The 17,511-nt window shown below is 54.7% G+C and carries 11 protein-coding genes; 6 read left to right on the forward strand and 5 right to left on the reverse strand.

Annotated features, from left to right (window positions below; all coding sequences use genetic code 11):
- The first annotated feature begins 13 nt into the window (after window positions 1-13).
- The 3 genes from HMPREF3016_RS00420 to nrdR all read left to right on the forward strand — a co-directional run bounded on the left by HMPREF3016_RS00420 (window position 14) and on the right by nrdR (window position 5,384).
- Window positions 14-922, forward strand: a complete 909-nt coding sequence (locus HMPREF3016_RS00420) for an RluA family pseudouridine synthase (RefSeq protein ID WP_246828402.1) — start codon at window positions 14-16, stop codon at window positions 920-922.
- 56 nt (window positions 923-978) lie between these two features.
- Window positions 979-4,521, forward strand: a complete 3,543-nt coding sequence (dnaE, locus tag HMPREF3016_RS00425; RefSeq protein ID WP_013398849.1) for a DNA polymerase III subunit alpha — start codon at window positions 979-981, stop codon at window positions 4,519-4,521.
- Between the two features lie 251 nt (window positions 4,522-4,772).
- Entirely contained in the window at window positions 4,773-5,384 is a 612-nt protein-coding gene (gene nrdR / locus HMPREF3016_RS00430; RefSeq protein WP_013398850.1) for a transcriptional regulator NrdR, read from the forward strand.
- A 111-nt stretch (window positions 5,385-5,495) separates the two neighbouring features.
- Here nrdR and ppgK read toward each other — a convergent pair whose 3' ends face one another.
- Window positions 5,496-6,371, reverse strand: coding sequence for a polyphosphate--glucose phosphotransferase (gene ppgK, locus HMPREF3016_RS00435; RefSeq protein WP_070739317.1), 876 nt, complete (start codon window positions 6,369-6,371; stop codon window positions 5,496-5,498).
- 39 nt (window positions 6,372-6,410) lie between these two features.
- On the reverse strand, window positions 6,411-7,307 hold the full coding sequence (gene map / locus HMPREF3016_RS00440; RefSeq protein WP_070739320.1) for a type I methionyl aminopeptidase: 897 nt from the start codon (window positions 7,305-7,307) through the stop codon (window positions 6,411-6,413).
- Between the two features lie 255 nt (window positions 7,308-7,562).
- Here map and HMPREF3016_RS00445 point away from each other — a divergent pair, with 255 nt between their 5' ends.
- Window positions 7,563-7,757 (forward strand): hypothetical protein, encoded by a 195-nt coding sequence (locus HMPREF3016_RS00445; RefSeq protein ID WP_004004406.1) that lies wholly within the window; start codon window positions 7,563-7,565, stop codon window positions 7,755-7,757.
- Between the two features lie 107 nt (window positions 7,758-7,864).
- Here HMPREF3016_RS00445 and panB read toward each other — a convergent pair whose 3' ends face one another.
- From panB to HMPREF3016_RS00460, 3 genes are all read right to left on the reverse strand, one after another.
- Window positions 7,865-8,788 carry a 3-methyl-2-oxobutanoate hydroxymethyltransferase gene (gene panB, locus HMPREF3016_RS00450; RefSeq protein ID WP_070739398.1) on the reverse strand — a complete coding sequence of 308 codons (924 nt, stop codon included), beginning with the start codon at window positions 8,786-8,788 and terminating at the stop codon, window positions 7,865-7,867.
- Between the two features lie 99 nt (window positions 8,789-8,887).
- On the reverse strand, window positions 8,888-10,417 hold the full coding sequence (locus HMPREF3016_RS00455) for a hypothetical protein (RefSeq protein WP_070739322.1): 1,530 nt from the start codon (window positions 10,415-10,417) through the stop codon (window positions 8,888-8,890).
- A 65-nt stretch (window positions 10,418-10,482) separates the two neighbouring features.
- Complete coding sequence (locus HMPREF3016_RS00460) at window positions 10,483-12,135, reverse strand: hypothetical protein (protein ID WP_070739325.1); 1,653 nt, start codon at window positions 12,133-12,135, stop codon at window positions 10,483-10,485.
- Window positions 12,136-12,615: 480 nt separating this feature from the next.
- Between HMPREF3016_RS00460 and HMPREF3016_RS00465 the strand changes: the two genes are divergently transcribed.
- Both HMPREF3016_RS00465 and HMPREF3016_RS00470 read left to right on the forward strand, forming a co-directional pair.
- Window positions 12,616-13,956, forward strand: coding sequence for a glutamine synthetase family protein (locus tag HMPREF3016_RS00465; RefSeq protein WP_004004410.1), 1,341 nt, complete (start codon window positions 12,616-12,618; stop codon window positions 13,954-13,956).
- A 27-nt stretch (window positions 13,957-13,983) separates the two neighbouring features.
- The gene (locus tag HMPREF3016_RS00470; RefSeq protein ID WP_070739328.1) at window positions 13,984-17,370 is read left to right on the forward strand and encodes a bifunctional [glutamine synthetase] adenylyltransferase/[glutamine synthetase]-adenylyl-L-tyrosine phosphorylase; all 3,387 of its coding nucleotides are present in this window, start codon (window positions 13,984-13,986) and stop codon (window positions 17,368-17,370) included.
- Window positions 17,371-17,511 lie beyond the last annotated feature (141 nt).

Below are 17,511 nucleotides of genomic sequence, written 5' to 3' on the forward strand. Positions count from 1 at the left end.
GGCTTTAGTAGGTATGCGATTGGACGCTGCTCTCGCCGGTGCCCTTGAGATACCGCGTACCCGCGCATCCAGCTGGATTCGCGACGGGCATGTGCGTGTGGTTCAGCGTGGAAATGAGCTGAAAATCGGTAAGTCGCATAAACTGTCCGCGGGCGAGACTGTGTTTGTGAATGCGCCTGCTCCGCGTGACCTTGCCGATATTCAGCCCGAAAAGGTAGATGGCTTCGGCATAGTCTATTGCGATGACGATATTGTGGTGGTCGATAAACCTGCTGGTGTTGCCGCGCATCCTTCTCACGGGTGGCATGGACCCACTGTTCTTTCGGCTCTTCTGGGAGAAGGCGTTACCGTGGCTACCTCCGGGGCGGCGGAGCGTCAGGGGATTGTGCACCGGCTGGACGTCGGCACTAGCGGGCTTATGGTGGTGGCGCGCAGCGAGCGGGCATATACCGAGCTTAAACGTGCCTTTAAGGATCGTACCGTTGAGAAGGTATATCATACCCTGGTACAAGGACTGCCGGATCCTCTCATGGGGACTATTGATGCTCCTATCGGCAGGCACCCCGGACATGAATGGAAATTCGCCGTTATTGAGGATGGACGTTCTTCTATTACCTACTATGAAACTTTGGAATCTTTCGGGTCTGCCTCTCTTGTTGAGGTGCATTTAGAAACGGGACGGACTCACCAGATCCGTGTGCATTTCTCTTCATTACGGCACCCCTGTTGCGGCGACCTCACTTATGGAGCCGACCCCCGGTTTAGCGCCGAACTTGGTCTGACCCGGCAGTGGTTGCATGCACATCGCCTAGGCTTTACCCACCCGGGAACTGGAGAGCACATTAAGTTTGAGAGTCCCTACCCGCAGGATTTAGACTATGCACTTGAGACACTTCGCACCGGGAACATTACTAGAGCATAACTAAAACTCAGTCAGCACACTAAGAGACCAACAACCACAGCTAACGAGGAGAAAACGTGGCTAAGAAGGGCTTCGCGCATCTGCACGTGCATACCGAATATTCCATGCTGGACGGCGCTGCCCGCCTAGGCGACCTCTTTCAATACGCACGGGAACTCGGAATGGACTCTATGGCCACCAGCGATCACGGGTTCCTTTTCGGCGCGTTCGACTTTTGGCGTCAAGCGAAGGCCAATGACATTAAACCCATTATCGGTGTGGAAGCGTACCTGACTCCCGGAACCCACCGTACCGACCGTTCACGTGTGCGCTGGGGCGATGGCTCTCGCGACGATGTTTCCGGTGGTGGTGCATACACCCATATGACTATGTGGGCGGAAACCACCGAGGGCATGCACAATCTTTTCCGCGCATCATCTGTCGCCTCTCTGGAAGGTCAGCTGTACAAGCCGCGTATGGACCGCGAAGTACTGCAAACCTACTCTAAAGGGCTCATCGCCACGACCGGATGTCCTTCCGGAGAAATTCAGACTCGTCTGCGCTTGGGTCAGTACCAAGAGGCAGTCGCAGCGGCAGCAGAATTCCGTGACATCTTTGGCAAGGACAATTTCTATTGCGAGGTCATGGATCACGGGCTTGATATCGAGCGTAATGTGCAAGCAGATCTGCACCGTCTGGCCAAAGAGCTTAACCTGCCGTTTGTCGCGACGAACGATCTGCACTACACTCGCCAAGAAGATCACACCGCGCACGCTGCACTTCTGTGCGTGCAGTCTGGTTCGACCCTGACCGACCCTAAACGCTTTAAATTCGATGCTGACAACTTCTACCTGCGCTCGCCGGAAGAGATGTATCAGATATTCGGCGATGTTCCAGGGGCCTGCGAGAACACTCTTGAAATCGCTGAACGATGCAACGTCGAGTTCAATACCAAAGCGAACTATATGCCGAATTTCCCTGTACCCGAGGGGGAAAACGAAGAATCCTGGTTCGTGAAGGAAGTTGAACGAGGACTGCACTACCGATTCCCCAATGGCGTGCCCGATAAGGTACGTGAACAAGCGGAATATGAGGTAGGCGTTATTACCTCCATGGGATTCCCCGGATACTTCCTGGTGGTGGCTGACTTTATCAACTGGGCAAAGAACAACGGTATCCGTGTGGGCCCAGGGCGTGGCTCCGGCGCAGGCTCGATGGTCGCCTACGCCATGCGTATTACCGATCTGAACCCGCTCAATCACGACCTGATTTTTGAGCGCTTCCTCAATCCCGACCGCGTGTCGATGCCCGACTTCGACGTGGACTTTGACGATCGCCGCCGTGCCGAAGTGATCGACTATGTGACCGAGAAATATGGCGAAGACAAAGTCGCACAGATCGTCACCTTCGGAACCATTAAAGCGAAGCAGGCGCTCAAAGATGCTTCTCGCGTGATGGATCAGCCCTACTCGGTAGGTGAGCGCCTCACGAAGGCGATGCCGCCGGACGTTATGGGTAAGAACATTGCACTTGCCAATGTGTATAACCCCGAAGATAAGCGCTACTCCGAAGCGGGCGATCTGCGTGCACTTATCGAGGACCCGGTCGATAAGATTTACGGCGAAGTCTTCGAGACCGCAAAAGGTCTGGAAGGTCTGAAACGTCAGTGGGGCGTGCACGCCGCGGGCGTTATCATGTCGAGCAAAAACCTGACTGACGTGATCCCTGTGATGCGCCGCGAGGCTGATGGGCAGGTTATTACCCAGTTTGATTACCCCACCTGTGAAGGTCTGGGTCTTATCAAAATGGACTTCTTGGGTCTTCGCAACTTGACGATTATTTCTGATGCGCTAGATAACGTCAAGATGAACCGCGGCATAGAGATAGACCTCGAAAACCTAGAGGTTGATGACAAAGAGTCCTACCGCCTACTGGCGCGTGGTGACACCCTAGGCGTATTCCAGCTCGATGGCGGTCCAATGCGCAGCCTGCTTAAACTCATGGAGCCCGAAGAGTTCGAGCATATTTCCGCTGTGCTTGCCCTGTACCGCCCCGGACCTATGGGCGCGAACTCGCACACGAACTATGCACTCCGTAAGAACGGTAAGCAAGAGATTCAGCCGATTCACCCCGAGCTTGAAGAGCCGCTTGCCGAAATTCTTGATACCACTTACGGCCTGATCGTGTATCAGGAGCAGGTGATGGCTATTGCCCAGAAGGTTGCGAATTATACGCTGGGTGAAGCGGATCTGCTGCGTCGCGCGATGGGTAAGAAGAAGAAAGCTGAGCTGGATAAACAATATGAGGCTTTCCACGATGGCATGATTTCTAACGGGTACTCGGAGGGCGCAGTTAAGGCCCTGTGGGATATTCTGCTTCCGTTTTCCGATTACGCATTCAACAAAGCCCATACTGCGGCATACGGTTTGGTATCGTACTGGACCGCCTATTTGAAGGCGCATTATCCGCAGGAATATATGGCGGCTCTGCTAACGAGTGTGGGCGATAACAAGGATAAGCTGGCTCTATACCTCAACGAATGCCGTGCCATGGGTATTACCGTGCTGCCCCCGGATGTGAACGAATCCACCCTGACTTTTGCGCCTGTGGGGAAGGATATCCGTTTCGGCATGGGCGCTATTCGTAACGTGGGCGCAAACGTGGTCGACGGCATGATTGCAGCCCGCGAAGAGAAGGGACACTTTGAGTCTTTCAACGACTTCCTGAAGAAAGTTCCGCTGGTTGTGTGTAATAAACGCACCATAGAATCGCTGATTAAGGCGGGTGCTTTCGACGAGTTGAAACATACTCGCCGTTCTCTTTCTCTGGTGCACGAGTCGGCAGTAGATGCTGCAGTCTCCGTGAAACGCAAAGAGGCAGCAGGTCAGTTTGACCTCTTCGGTTCCCTGGGCATGGATGATGCGCTCGGTGACGATCTTTCGGTGACCGTTCCAGATATTCCCGACTGGGAACGCCGCGAGAAACTGAATTTCGAACGTGAAATGCTGGGTCTGTACGTTTCCGATCATCCACTGCGCGGTCTGGAACGTGCGCTTTCGGACGCGGCAACCGCATCCGTGCACGATATTATCGACGAGGACTCGCATATTCGCGACGGCGAAGTGGTAACGATCGCGGGCATGCTCACGAGCGTTTCGCGGCGTATTGCCAAGTCGAGCGGTAATCAGTATGCGTCGGTAGAGCTTGAGGACTCATCGGGTGCTACCCTGACCGTCATGTTCTTCTCCCGTGCATATGAGACGATGGGCAATGCCCTGGCGGATGACCTGATTTGTTCTATTAAGGGCCGTATTCAGCGGCGTGATGACGGTAGCGTGAATATGAGCGCTCAGGAAATGCAGATTCTTGAGCTGAGCGATGATGGTCGCGGCGCCCCGATTACGATTTCGGTGCCCGAGTACCATGTGACGGAGGACCGTCTCAAGGAACTGAAGGACGTTCTGCGTGATCATCGCGGGAATGTGGATGTTCGGATGCTCCTGCGCACTCGTGATAAAGAACAGCTGGTCCTTCTGGATTCGAGTGTGCGAGTTGATCCCAATCCCAGCCTCTTTGGTGAGATTAAGACGATTTTCGGTCCCAGCTGCATTCGCCGGTAGGGGAGAAGCCCTCAATATCTAGCGGTATGGGTAAGGCTTATTCAGGAGGGGTAATTCCCCTGGATAATCCTTACCGAACCGTTAGGTCAGCTCTTCAGAGATCTACACGGCGGGCTAATGCTGGGTGTTAAACCATCGTGGGCGTGGCTAGGATGGACACAAGCCTCTGACGGTTCTCTTGACGGCATCGGTAAAATAAGAATGATGATGCTCGACGCGGGTGCTGCACAGCGCCCACCTGAGGAGACACCATGTATTGCCCGTACTGCAAACACACAGACTCTCGCGTAGTAGATTCGCGAACTACCGACGATGGTGCGGCTATCCGCCGTCGTCGTCAATGTACCGCGTGCAGTCGGCGTTTTACAACCGTTGAAACAACCACTATTTCCGTCATTAAACGCTCCGGTGTGACCGAGCCCTTCGACCGTTCTAAGATTGCTGCCGGTGTGCGTAAAGCCTGCCAGGGGCGTCCGGTGGGCGAAGACGATTTGGCAAAACTTGCTCAAGAAGTCGAAGAACTTATTCGGGCCCGCGGACTCGCCGAAATTAACGCGCACGAAGTGGGACTTACCATCCTTGAACCGCTCTCCAAACTGGATGCGGTAGCCTACCTGCGCTTTGCTAGCGTTTACCAAGCGTTCGAGAACCTTGAAGACTTTGAATCCGCGATCGCTCTTCTGCGTGAGGACCGCGTGGGAGATGCCGAGCCTCCCGAGGACGCGGTAGCCTCTTCGGATAAAACTTCCCAAGACAAACGAAATAAAGACGCGAAGCCCGCGAAGAAAAATACCGCCAAAACTACCAAGGCTCGCTCCGGGAAATCAAACGAGAGCAACCCGCTTCAGGGGACATTCCTCTAAAACTTCAACAGCTACTCCTCGCGAACAGATAGTATTTTGACGAACAGATAGCAATCGGCTATCTGTTCGTCAAAATACTATCTGTTCGCGCTTTATGAAGTTTTACGGGCTTTAGAGTTCGCCGCGCCGCTGACGTTCGGAAGGCATTCCGCCAGCCCAAAGCGCAGCGCCCACGATGCCTGCATTATTGCGCAGAGTCGCCATCACCATAGGGGTACGAATCTCGTCCTCGAAGTAGGGCATAAATTTTTCGGGGTTCTTTGAGATGCCTCCACCAATAATGAAAAGGTCAGGGGAGAACAACGCTTCAACATGCTGGAAATACCGGCGCAGACGCTTTTTGGCGTACTTCTTCCACGAAAGATCATGAACTTCGCGTGCTCGCGCGGATGCGCGGGACTCCGCATCATACCCGTCAATTTCAAGGTGTCCGAGTTCGGTGTTCGGCACCAAAACCCCGTTGTTAATCAGGGCGGAACCAATACCGGTTCCTAAAGTGATAACGGCGATGAGCCCCGTCTTGTCTCGTCCTTGCCCGTAGGTGGCTTCGGCAAGACCTGCGGCATCAGCATCATTAATGCCGTAAACAGTCCTTGAATCCAGAGCGTCGCTGATGAGCTGCTCAAGGTTAGTGTTAATCCAGGCGGGATCAACATTTGCAGCTGAGAAAACCACACCATTCTTCACAACGGCGGGGAAATCGACGCCGATAGCAGAATAAGGCTCTGGCGCTATCTCACGTGATTGAAGCTCATCAACAATCTGGCGTGCCACCTGTGCGATAGCCTGTGGGGTTGCTGGCTGCGGGGTGGGAATACGAAAACGCTCGGATACCAGGTTACCGGTTCGCAGATCGACGATACCGCCTTTCATACCGGTACCGCCAATATCAATACCGATCGTCAGGTCTTTGGGGGTGGGCGCCGGAACATCGACGTATTCTACCGAGTTTTCGACCGGAGGAATTGCAGCAGTAGTCTCGTTCATAGGTCTCTCTTTCGTCGTGTCTGTGTTATTGGGAGGAAACTAAGGTAGGGTGAGAACATCCACGCCGTCTGCTGTGACAACCATGGTGTGCTCAAATTGGGCGGTGCGTTTGCGATCGCGGGTGACCACAGTCCAATCGTCATCCCACAGATCCCATTCGATCGTGCCGAGGGTCAGCATGGGTTCGATGGTGAAGATCATGCCCTCTTTGATTTCCATATCATAGGCGGGTGCCGCATCGTAGTGCGGGATAATAAGGCCCGAGTGGAATTCGCGCCCCACGCCGTGCCCGGTATAGTCACGCACTACACCGTATCCAAAACGCGCCGCGTATTTTTCAATCACGCGACCGATAACGTTGATCTGACGGCCCGGTTTAACCGCCTTCATCGCACGGTTGAGGGCTTCTTCAGTACGTTCGACCAGCAGACGGGATTCTTCATCGACATTGCCCACCAACAAGGTTTTATTGGTGTCGCCGTGCATTCCACAAAGGTATGCGGTGACGTCAAGGTTCAGAATGTCGCCGTCCTCAAGTACCGTGGAGTCGGGAATGCCGTGACAGATTACCTCGTTCAGCGAGGTGCATACCGATTTCGGGTAGCCGCGATAATCCACGGTGGAGGGGTAAGCGCCGTGATCGCAAATATACTCGTGGATCAGCACATCGATCTGATCGGTTGTCGTGCCCGGGACGGCAATCTTTGCCGCCTCCACAATAGCGCCTGCAGCAACCTTACCCGCTGCACGTACTCTCTCAACCTCTTCAGGGGTGTACATATTTGAATCGTTGCCCTCATTGGGGGTTTTCTTACCCACGTATTCGGGGCGAACAATATCTGCCGGTACAGTGCGCATGGGGGTAACAACTCCGGGGGTCAGGCACCCTATGGGTGCGGCACCCGGTTCTGCGGGAAGATTATGAGAAGTATCCATAAAATTATCTTACCGGCAGAACACAGGTGTATCGCTAGGTACCCCATACAAAACCCGAACCTTTTTCCATATACGCAGAATATTTTTCATCATGCGCGCACAAGCTCTAAAACGGCTATAGAGTAGTCCACGAAAAATAGTGAAACGGTACACGAGGATGTAAAAGATGTGTAAATACGTTACTGTAAAGGACATAGAAAACCCGCATAGTTTTCTGCCACCAAAGCGCAAGCGTGGGCATGCTGAAGGAGAATAATGAGCATTACCGAAGACATCACCCCCGGTCCGCACCCTGTGCAATACTGGTACAACACCTTTACTGGGCAGGTAGAAGAAGGGCAGCAGAGTAAGATTACCCACCTGTGGGGTCCTTATGCGACACGCGAAGAGGCCGAAAAGGCCATGGAAACAGCGCAGAAGCGTAATGAAGAATGGGACAATCAGGACTAGCCGATTTCCGCGCAAATCTTAAGAGCCAGACTCACCGTGTGTGAGGCTGGCTCTTGTGCTTTGTAGATTTTCCGCTGCTCCCTAAGACGGCTTTTCTGAGAGGATTTCTACTCAAAAGTGTGTTCTTGGGCGGGGAACTCACCCGAGCGCACCTCGGCGCGGTAGGCACGTGCCGCATCCTCAAGAAGCGAACCGATCTGCGCAAATTGTTTGACGAACTTGGGGAGTTTACCCTCGCGCATTCCCATAGCGTCTTGCCAGACGAGAACCTGACCGGTAGTGACGTTACTTGCGCCGATACCGATAGTAGGGACTGCGCCCACCGCCTGATCAACGCGGCGCGCGGTCTCTGTAGTCACCATTTCGAGAAGCACGCAGAATGCGCCAGCTTCGGCGAGAGCGCGTGCATCCGCAACAACGGCATCGCTTTTTTCGCCGCGGCCCTGCACCCGGAAACCGCCGAGAGCATGCTCCGACTGCGGGGTGAAGCCGATGTGTGCGACAACTGGAATACCTGCACGAACTATGGCACGAACCCACTCGGTCATAGCGGCGTTGGCCTCGATTTTGATAGCGTGTGCCCCGCCTTCTTTCATGAGGCGCGCCGCCGATGTGACCGCTTGTGCGGGAGACTGCTCGTAACTGCCGAAGGGGAGATCGGCGACCACCATAGCACGGGATGCGCCGCGTGCTACCGAGGCTACGAGCGGAATCATCTCGTCAAGAGTAACGGTGAGGGTGGACTCATATCCGTAGACGACATTAGCGGCGGAGTCACCGATAAGAAGCATGTCGATTCCCGCGCGGTCAAAAATCTGGGCTGTTAAGAAGTCATAGCAGGTGAGCATTGAGAACTTTTCGCCCGCAGCTTTAGCTTGCGCGAGGTGGAGGGTACGCACTTTTTTCACCGCTTCAAGGCTGAAAGGCTTATCCCCGGTTCCTGTGGGGGTGGCACTCGTCGCGTTGTGCGGGTGCTGCGTAGATGTGGCAGACGCGGATGGTGCGTAAGGGGCGTTTTCATTCTCGCTCATGGGGTCTATTTTATCGTGGTTGCTCCGGTATTGCTGGGGAACGGTTCGCTGATAGATAACGCCTGATGCTATGGCATACCAAAACACCCATCATCTGGTTTAGTACAGGGCGCGTAATGGAGAGTAGTCGCCTCTGACAAGGGACTTTCGCCAGCCCCAGCGCCAACCGTGACGTTCTGCGTGGAAGAGGAAAACGGTATCTTGTGTGAGAGCAGGGGGCCAGTACACGAGTGGGTCGGTACTGGAGTCTCGTTTCTCAGCGGCGAGCGCATCGCATTGGAATTGTTCAAGACAGTGTTGTGCTTGGGCTTGCAGTTCGGCTGAAGACCGGGTTAGAGCCTCCGTTACAGTCGAGAGAATTTCTTCATGCGTAAAGGCTGAGAATTTTTCGTGATATTCAGTGCGGGCGCGATGGTGCAGCGCAGATGCGGATTTCATGAGGCGTTCGCACTCGCGGATCATCTGGCTAAGCGACATCATCTCGTAGAGTTGGGGTACCTGAACATGTGCCTGAGAGAGGGCGGCACAAAGCTCTGGGCTTACAGGCAGAAGGCGACCGAGCGTGTACACGTTGGTGCGGGCTAGATTAGCAGAGATAAGTGTTTCGGTAGTGGTGCTCAGGAGGGCTCGCGCATCGTTTTTAGTGTCTGCGGAAAATGCGTATCCGAGAGCTTTGACAATATCGAGAGTAAGCTGTGTTGCCTGTACTAGCGCGGTGATGGGGTCTTGTGATGGCACCGCCGATTGTAGCTCGGTGAGCCTTGCACGATATTCGGTAAGTGTCTGAAAATGCTCTGATGCGTGGTCATCAATCTGCTGAAGCAGACGCTCAAGGGTTTTCAGCGTTGGGTTCAGCTGTGATTGTGCGGAGTCGAATGCGTCCGTGAGCAGAGCAAGGTGTCGATAAATCGTCTGGGCACCTTGGAGATATCGTTCATGGTGTGTATTCTCGTGCAGCGTTTGGGCTAGGCGAAGGTGCCTATGTAGTACCTCAAATGGGAATGAGGTGATGGCTGGATAGCGTGTCTCAAGATCGTGAATTTGGCGCGATAAAGCCTGTTGGCGCTCCCGAGCACGGTCGGCGATATGCGCGAGTTTTTCATCGGTGAGATAACTTTCGGGAACGGGCAAATAGGCAATGCTCAAGAGCACTCCGAAGGAACAGCTAAGAGACTGCGCTACAGCGGTTTTGAGGGCTTGATCGTCTCTGTGCACCGTAGTCGCGAAAGCATAATATGCAGCGTGCATATTCCGGATGAAACTATCGGTATCTTCCAGATAGTCACGACTGACGGCTTTGCTGACTCGAACTTGGGCTATCTGCGCCCGTTCTCGTAGCAGCTGAAAATATTGGGCGGCGTATACAGCTTCGCGGTACCATGCGGTGCATCTGTGCATGAGTTCCGCCTGCGATAGCTCGAAAATTGAGGGGTGAGCGTTGGCAGGGGCGAACCCTTGGGGAGAGAGTGCGACTGCCGAGAGCGCATACGGATCGGCCACGATAAACTCGGGCTCATAGACTCCATTGGGTAAAGGACAGGGTTCTTTGAAAGAAGAGATATAAGAAATAAGCCAGATGATACTGAACATAACGAGCATGAAGGCGCCGCTGAAAATAAGATACTCCACAATTATTCCTTCCTGGTTTTACGAAGGGCAGCTTCGCCACTTTATACGACGTGATGAACCGAGTATCAGACCTTCAGATAGTCCGGTCGTGGGCAGTCTGGCTCCTCCCACACCTTATGCCAGGGTACAAAAAAGTCATCCTTATACAGGGAATGATAAAACCAACTAGGATTTTGCAGCATCCAGTAATGATATTCCTCTGAATCGGGCTGCAGTCTGCTGCGCTTATCGCGTTCGAGCATACGCTGGCATTCGTCATATGCCGCATACATTTCGGTGTCAGATACAAGAAGCTCGTAGCTTAGCGCAGTCACAAACCGTTTTTGGCTTGGGGAATCTGGTGTCATATCGGGAAAGTAGACGTCGTATGTTTGCAGCATTTCCTCTCGCGTATGCCGTAATTGTTTTACCAGGTTCACCAGGTACTCTAAAGAACCCGATAGATCATCTTTATCCTCCAGAAGTATTTGGCAAGCATACTGATTCAGCATAGGCGTGCAGAGCTCATGTGCGTTCAGCGGCGCGTATTCCCCAGCAAGAAGGAGCTTTGTGTAACCGTATTCGCGTCGTATCTGCGTTATGCATAGGCGTTGAATAAGGCGCTCGCAGCGTGTATAAGACTCCTCTGAAAGTACCGGCTTCAACTCGGTAAGAAGATCTATGCAAAAGCTCGTTATACGGTCTCGAATCTCATGATTCTGCGGCAGGTCAGCGGGTGCTTTGCCGGTTGTTGCTAGAAGTTCTTCGAGCTGTTCGGCACGGTGGCTAAAAATTTGCCGATAAAAACGGTTGCGGCGTTCTTCGGCTCCGTGTTGCGCCGCTTCAAGAAGTTCAACGGCAGTCTGCGCTTCGGGGGCGGCACGGCAGTATTCCTCGCATGCATCAAGGGCTTCTTGTAGCGCCGTCAATATAGTCCTAACGCCGCAGATTGCACGTTGAATTTCGTGGTGCAGGTAAGTGCGTGCTGCGTCCCCGCGAATATGCGGATGTTCGGCGAGTTTATGCTGCGCTGCCTCTAGAACCTGTGTTGCGGCGGCAAGCACCGCACAAGCAATCTGTTGGGGAAAATCACTGTTCTTATGCTGCGATAGTGTGGTGGAAAGATGCTGTTCGGTTTCATCACGGATGCCGCAAAGTTCTTGTACCTTAGCTTCTTGCCCTTTAAAGATTTTTGCGGCTATATTCCGTGGGTCTTTCCACTCTCCAAGTATCAAACCTGTCTGACGTATAACACCCCGAGAGTATCCGAGAGCGTCGGTACTCGCCTGACGGAGTTTCTGCGGTTGAGAAGATTTAGTATCTAGCGCGTATTCATATCTGTTCAAGACCGTGTAGGCTCGCAGAATGTCAACACGGACAGCTTCAGAGTAGGCATCGTCCAACGCGGGTTTTTTGAGGGTATCAGGGCGGATAGCGATATTGAGGTAAATACGATGCGCCCACCGTACGTACAGTTCATGCCGGTCGCGCAGTTGGCGAGGCGATAGAGCCCAGGTAATTTCGTCGAGTTTAAACGGGTTTTTGGGAGTCTCTGGAACCGGGGTGGGGTTTCGATTGCGGAACTTGTCTATGACCCATAGGATTGGCGTGAGGGGTATAGCTAGAAGGGCGCATACGATAAATCCAGCGAAAATGAGAACGGGAATTCCTATAACGATAAAACATACGATGTACATGAACGCTATAGCTATCATTCTGCATATTTCTGCAATGCTCATATGTATTTCCTCTGGAACGTATTCAGTGATTTCGCGGTTGGGCTGTACACAAAATTTTGAAGTGATGGGAGTCACCCGGCAACTTCTATCTTAGGTGACTCGCCGGGCAGTCCAGCGCCCGTTAGCGTGAATTGAACGTGAATTTTGGGGGAATAAACTACTGTGTGCATATGAAGCGGGCTTTTTGGTTGGGAACGAGAGAGGTCTACTTTCTCAGCCAAAAGCCCGCCTCTTGTGGTTCAGTTTTCAAAGGTGGGTAAAACGCGGAACATACAACAACTGAGCTACACCTGCCTACCTGACCCACAGAATTTACATAAACGAAACCTGAACATCGGGCGTTTGCGGGAAGAAACCGATAGTCTAGAAAGAGACATAAAACCGTGCCAGCGCACTCGCGTCTTGCGGCACCAACATATGCGTGAGCACGGCATCACTCACCGCCGAGTCAGCTACCGCCCGGAACACAGGGAGATATCTATGGACCGTCAACAGGAATTTGTACTGCGCACCATCGAAGAGCGCGACATTCGCTTTATTCGGCTGTGGTTTACCGACGTGGTGGGAACCCTCAAATCCGTGGCATTAGCCCCAGCTGAGGTTGAAAGTGCCTTCGAGGAAGGACTCGGCTTTGACGGTTCCTCTATTGAGGGTCTTTCGCGCGTGTACGAATCCGACATGCTGCTTCAGCCCGATCCCTCCACATTCCAGATATTGCCTTGGCGCGGGATTGAAGACCATACCTCCCGCATGTTCTGCGATATTCTTACACCTGATGGTGAGGCGAGCGCATCCGACACTCGCGGCGTACTCAAGCGAACCCTCAACAAAGCTGCTGAAATGGGATTCACTTGCTATACCTCGCCCGAAATTGAGTTTTATCTGCTCAAATCTGCTCAGCTGGGTGATGACGGTTTTCCGGTACCGGTAGACTATGAATCCTATTTTGATCACACTCCCGGCGGGATTGTACAGGATTTCCGTCGCAAGGCGGTGACCATGCTTGAAGAGGTTGGTATCTCGGTGGAGTTCAGCCACCATGAAACTGGTCCCGGGCAGAACGAGATCGACCTGCGCCATGCTGATGCCTTGCAGACCGCCGATAATGTGATGACGTTTCGTACCGTCATCAAAGAGGTTGCGTACACGCGGGATCTTTACGCAACGTTTATGCCTAAGCCTTTCACCAAATATGCTGGCAGCGGTATGCACACCCATTTCTCGCTTTTCGAGGGCGATACTAACGCGTTCTTTGAGGCCGGGGCTGAGTATCGTCTCTCAAAGACGGCACGGCACTTTATTGCCGGTGTGCTCAAGCATGCCCCGGAGTTTACCTCGGTCACCAATCAGTTCATCAACTCATACAAGCGGCTGTGGGGCGGTGGGGAAGCACCCAGCTACGTTTCATGGGGGCACAATAACAGGTCGGCGCTGGTGCGTGTACCGCTCTATAAGCCGAATAAGATGCAGGCGGCGCGCATCGAATACCGCGGGCTTGATTCGGCCTCGAACCCCTATCTGGCATATGCGGTAATTCTCGCCGCAGGGCTCAAAGGTATTGAGCACGAGTATGAGCTCATGCCTGCCGTGACTGAAGACCTTGCCGCCATGACAACCGCAGAACGCCGCGCTATGGGTTACAACCCGCTGCCTGCTTCTCTGCGTGAGGCTATTAACCGCACTGAGGACTCCGAGTTTATGGCAGAGGCTCTGGGGGAGCAGGTTTTCGAACAATTCTTACGCAATAAGCGTGCCGACTGGGAACAATACCAGGCGCAGGTCACTCCGTACGAGCTCAAGCATAATCTGGGTATTCTCTAGCGGATAGGCGAGTTTCGGGAGGGGACCATGCCAGAGCAGCAACCTACTGAAGGCACAGCGGCGGCACCGGCGGATGCGGAACGTCAAGAACGCGCACGCAGGCGCACACGCATGGTCGCCGCCGGGTTCTACGATGCCGCAAAGAGCGAGCGCTGGCTTGATTCCCCCGAACTCGCCCAGGTTAATACGGATGCTCTCTTCGCCGGGCTGCGCTGGGCACCCTCGCCGGATATCGCGTTACCTTCGCTGGTAAGGCTTATCGAAAAGCACCCCGCAACGGCGGAGCGCGCGAACCGCGGGGATGCCGAATTTAGCATGTTCCGGCTTTTGGGTTCTTCACAGGCATTGGGCGATTTTCTGTACCGCAACCCGCATTTAATCGACCATGTTCTCGACAGTCACGGGCTAGACTCTGAACCTGAGCTCATCGCCACTCAAGAGCCCAGCACCGTTCAGGCGGAGGATATTGAGCCGCAGATAGACCCGCACGATGTTGAAGAAACCCCGCATATTCGCGGGTACAGCGGCGCTGCCGGGGGTAAAAAGCTCGACGATATTGATGAGCCTACGGCCCCGCTGGCAACCGCATACCGTATGGAGCTGTTGGAAGCGGTGGGTGCAAACCCCGACGATGAGCGGCCGCGCGCATCACGTGAGATGACGGGTAAAGACGGGTATACAGCGCTGCGCGTGGCGTACCGTGCCGCACTCACGAAAATTGCGCTTGTGGATGTGTGTTCGCCAGACCCTGTGGAACTTATGCCCACGGTTGGGCGGCATCTTGCCGATCTTGCCGCCGCCGCTCTGGAAGGGGCGCTCGCGATAGCCCGCACTGAGGTTGCTGAGGGTTTGGGCGGTGGACTGTGCTCGGCACCTGCTCGGGGTGCATCCGTAGATGCCCTGGATTTGGCGATTATCGGTATGGGTAAATGCGGGGCACGTGAACTGAACTATATTTCTGATGTAGATGTGGTGTATGTGATAGCACCCGTTCCCGCCAGTGAACTGCCCGAGGGAGTAGAACCCCTCACCGAGCAGGACTGTGCCCAGATCGGTACTGAGCTGGTGCACGCGCTAACGAAGGCGATCATGGCGCCCGCCGCTGAGCCTCCACTGTGGGAGGTAGACGCGAACCTGCGCCCCGAAGGCAAGGACGGGCCGCTGGTGCGCACCGTCGAATCCTATGTACGGTACTACAAGCGTTGGGCTGAGAACTGGGAGTTTCAGGCGCTTTTGAAAGCCCGACCGATCGCTGGGTCTGCGCATTTGGGTGAAAAATACGCGCGCGCCATTGAGCCGTTCGTGTGGGAATCAGCCGCTCGGGATTCCTTCGTGGAATCTGTGCAGGCTATGCGTGCCCGCGTGACCGATAATATTCCTGCCGCCCAGCTGGAACGTCAAATAAAGCTCGGCCCCGGTGGTCTGCGCGATGTCGAGTTCACAGTTCAGCTTTTGCAGCTGGTGCACGGGCGCACCGACCCCGCCGTGCGCACCAAATCTACTCTGGATTCGCTCGCTGCACTCACCCGTGCCAGTTACATTAGCCGTTCCGACACCGAAGCTTTCTCACGCGACTACAAGAAGCTGCGTCTGCTGGAGCACCGCATTCAGCTTATGCACCTGCGACGTACCCACCTGATGCCCGACCGCGCCGGGGAACAGCGCGCCCTCGCCCGTTCCTTGGTGCCCGCCGAACGTATGGGAACACTCTCGGCTGAACAAATGCTCAAGGCCTGGCAGAAACTCAAACGCAATGTGCGTTCCCTGCACGAACGTATTTTCTTCCGCCCGTTGCTGGCCGCAGTCTCAACACTGAGCCGCGACGAAGTGGCGCTTTCTGACCAGGCAGCGCAGGACCGTCTGGCTGCGCTCGGCTACCGCGACCCGCGCGGAGCCATGCGGCATATTGAAGCACTCACCAACGGGGTCAGCCGCCGCGCTGAGATTCAACGGCACCTGATGCCCGTGCTCTTGGGCTGGTTCGCTGAAGGCGTGGATGCAGACGCCGGGCTGCTGGGGTTCCGTCTAGTTTCGGAGTCTTTGGGCACCACGAGCTGGTACCTGCGTATGCTTCGCGATTCACCCGCCGCAGCGGAGCGGCTGTGCCAGATACTCTCAAGCTCGCGGTATATTACCGATCTGCTGGAAGACGCGCCCACCTCCATCACCTGGCTTGATAAGGTTGCCGACCTGCAGCCGCTGAGCGCGGGCGCTCTCAAGGCCGAAATTACCTCGCTCCTGTCACGACACGAGGACTCTGCGGACGCTATGCGCGCGGTACGGTACCTGCGCCGCCGCGAGATTTTGCGCATTGCGATGGGGGACGCCCTGAACCTGCTGAGCGTGCAGCAGGTATGCACCGGGTTGGCGACCGTGGATGAATGTACCATTGGCGCGGCACTCGCCCTGGCGGAACGTGAAGAGGTCAAGGCAGGGGAGCGTGACGAGGAAACTGCGCCCCAGAAGAGCGACGCACCGCAGCGTGATTCTCTAGAGGCGGCGGGGGAGAACTCCGAAGAAGAACAGCGGAACCCACTGCTGACCGAGATAACGGTAATTGCGATGGGTCGCCTGGGTGGTGCCGAGAACGGTTTCGGCTCCGACGCGGACGTGATGTTTGTGCATCGCCCCGTGGAGGGAGCCGATGAGAAAGAAGCCCAGGCGCAGGCAAACCGTATTGTGAACCGGCTGATGCAGCTGATTAAACAGCCGGTACGCCCAGCAATTCGTGCCGAACGCCCGCTTGAAGTAGACGCAGATTTGCGCCCCGAAGGTAAGCAGGGGGCGCTGGTGCGCTCGCTGGATTCATACCGCGCCTACTATGAGCGCTGGGCAGAGACGTGGGAGTTTCAGGCGCTCTTGCGGGCTCGCCCGATCGCCGGTTCTGAAGACTTGGGGAGCGCGTTTGTTGAGCTGATTGACCCGTACCGGTACCCGCGTGAATTCACGGTGGAGCAGGCGCAGCAGGTGCGGCGCATGAAGGCGCGCGTGGAGCATGAGCGGATGCCCCACGGCGCGGATCGTACCCGGCAGTTGAAGTTGGGGCGTGGCGGCCTTTCGGACGTGGAGTGGCTGGTTCAGCTGATTCAGCTTCAACATGCTCATAAGGTGGAGGAGCTTCGCACGACTTCAACCCTGGACGCGTTGGATGCAGCCATTCAGGCTAATCTGGTGGCTGCCGAAGACGCCGAAGTTTTGCGGGATGCGTGGCTGCTGGCGACCAAGATTCGCGGCGGCAACGTGCTGCGCGGTGTGCGCCAGTCCGATCTGCTGCCGACCCTGCGCGATGCCCTGGAAGCGGTAGCCCGCTGGAGCGGCTACACTCCAGGCAGCGCCCGCCAGTTAGAAGAGGATTATTTACGAGTTACCCGAAATGCCAGGAAAGTTTATGAAAGGCTTTTCTTTGAGGTGTGAAATTATATAGTCTTTATATAATCTAGTAGAAAGACTGGAAGGTGTATCTTAGTTATGGATCGTATTTTTCGTACTTTGAAAGAATATTGGATAATTATTTCATTTATATGCCTATCTATACCATACATACTGCTAGTTTCG

The sequence above is a fragment of the Rothia sp. HMSC065D02 genome (genome assembly GCF_001815285.1).
Classification (GTDB): domain Bacteria; phylum Actinomycetota; class Actinomycetes; order Actinomycetales; family Micrococcaceae; genus Rothia; species Rothia dentocariosa.

Excerpts from the sequence above, each read along its gene's own strand:
- HMPREF3016_RS00465 (WP_004004410.1), top strand. The coding sequence starts at position 12,616 with ATGGACCGTCAACAGGAATTTGTACTGCGCACCATCGAAGAGCGCGAC.
- HMPREF3016_RS00460 (WP_070739325.1), bottom strand. The coding sequence starts at position 12,135 with ATGAGCATTGCAGAAATATGCAGAATGATAGCTATAGCGTTCATGTAC.
- panB (WP_070739398.1), bottom strand. The coding sequence starts at position 8,788 with ATGAGCGAGAATGAAAACGCCCCTTACGCACCATCCGCGTCTGCCACA.
- ppgK (WP_070739317.1), bottom strand. The coding sequence starts at position 6,371 with ATGAACGAGACTACTGCTGCAATTCCTCCGGTCGAAAACTCGGTAGAA.
- nrdR (WP_013398850.1), top strand. The coding sequence starts at position 4,773 with ATGTATTGCCCGTACTGCAAACACACAGACTCTCGCGTAGTAGATTCG.
- HMPREF3016_RS00470 (WP_070739328.1), top strand. The coding sequence starts at position 13,984 with ATGCCAGAGCAGCAACCTACTGAAGGCACAGCGGCGGCACCGGCGGAT.
- HMPREF3016_RS00420 (WP_246828402.1), top strand. The coding sequence starts at position 14 with ATGCGATTGGACGCTGCTCTCGCCGGTGCCCTTGAGATACCGCGTACC.
- HMPREF3016_RS00445 (WP_004004406.1), top strand. The coding sequence starts at position 7,563 with ATGAGCATTACCGAAGACATCACCCCCGGTCCGCACCCTGTGCAATAC.
- map (WP_070739320.1), bottom strand. The coding sequence starts at position 7,307 with ATGGATACTTCTCATAATCTTCCCGCAGAACCGGGTGCCGCACCCATA.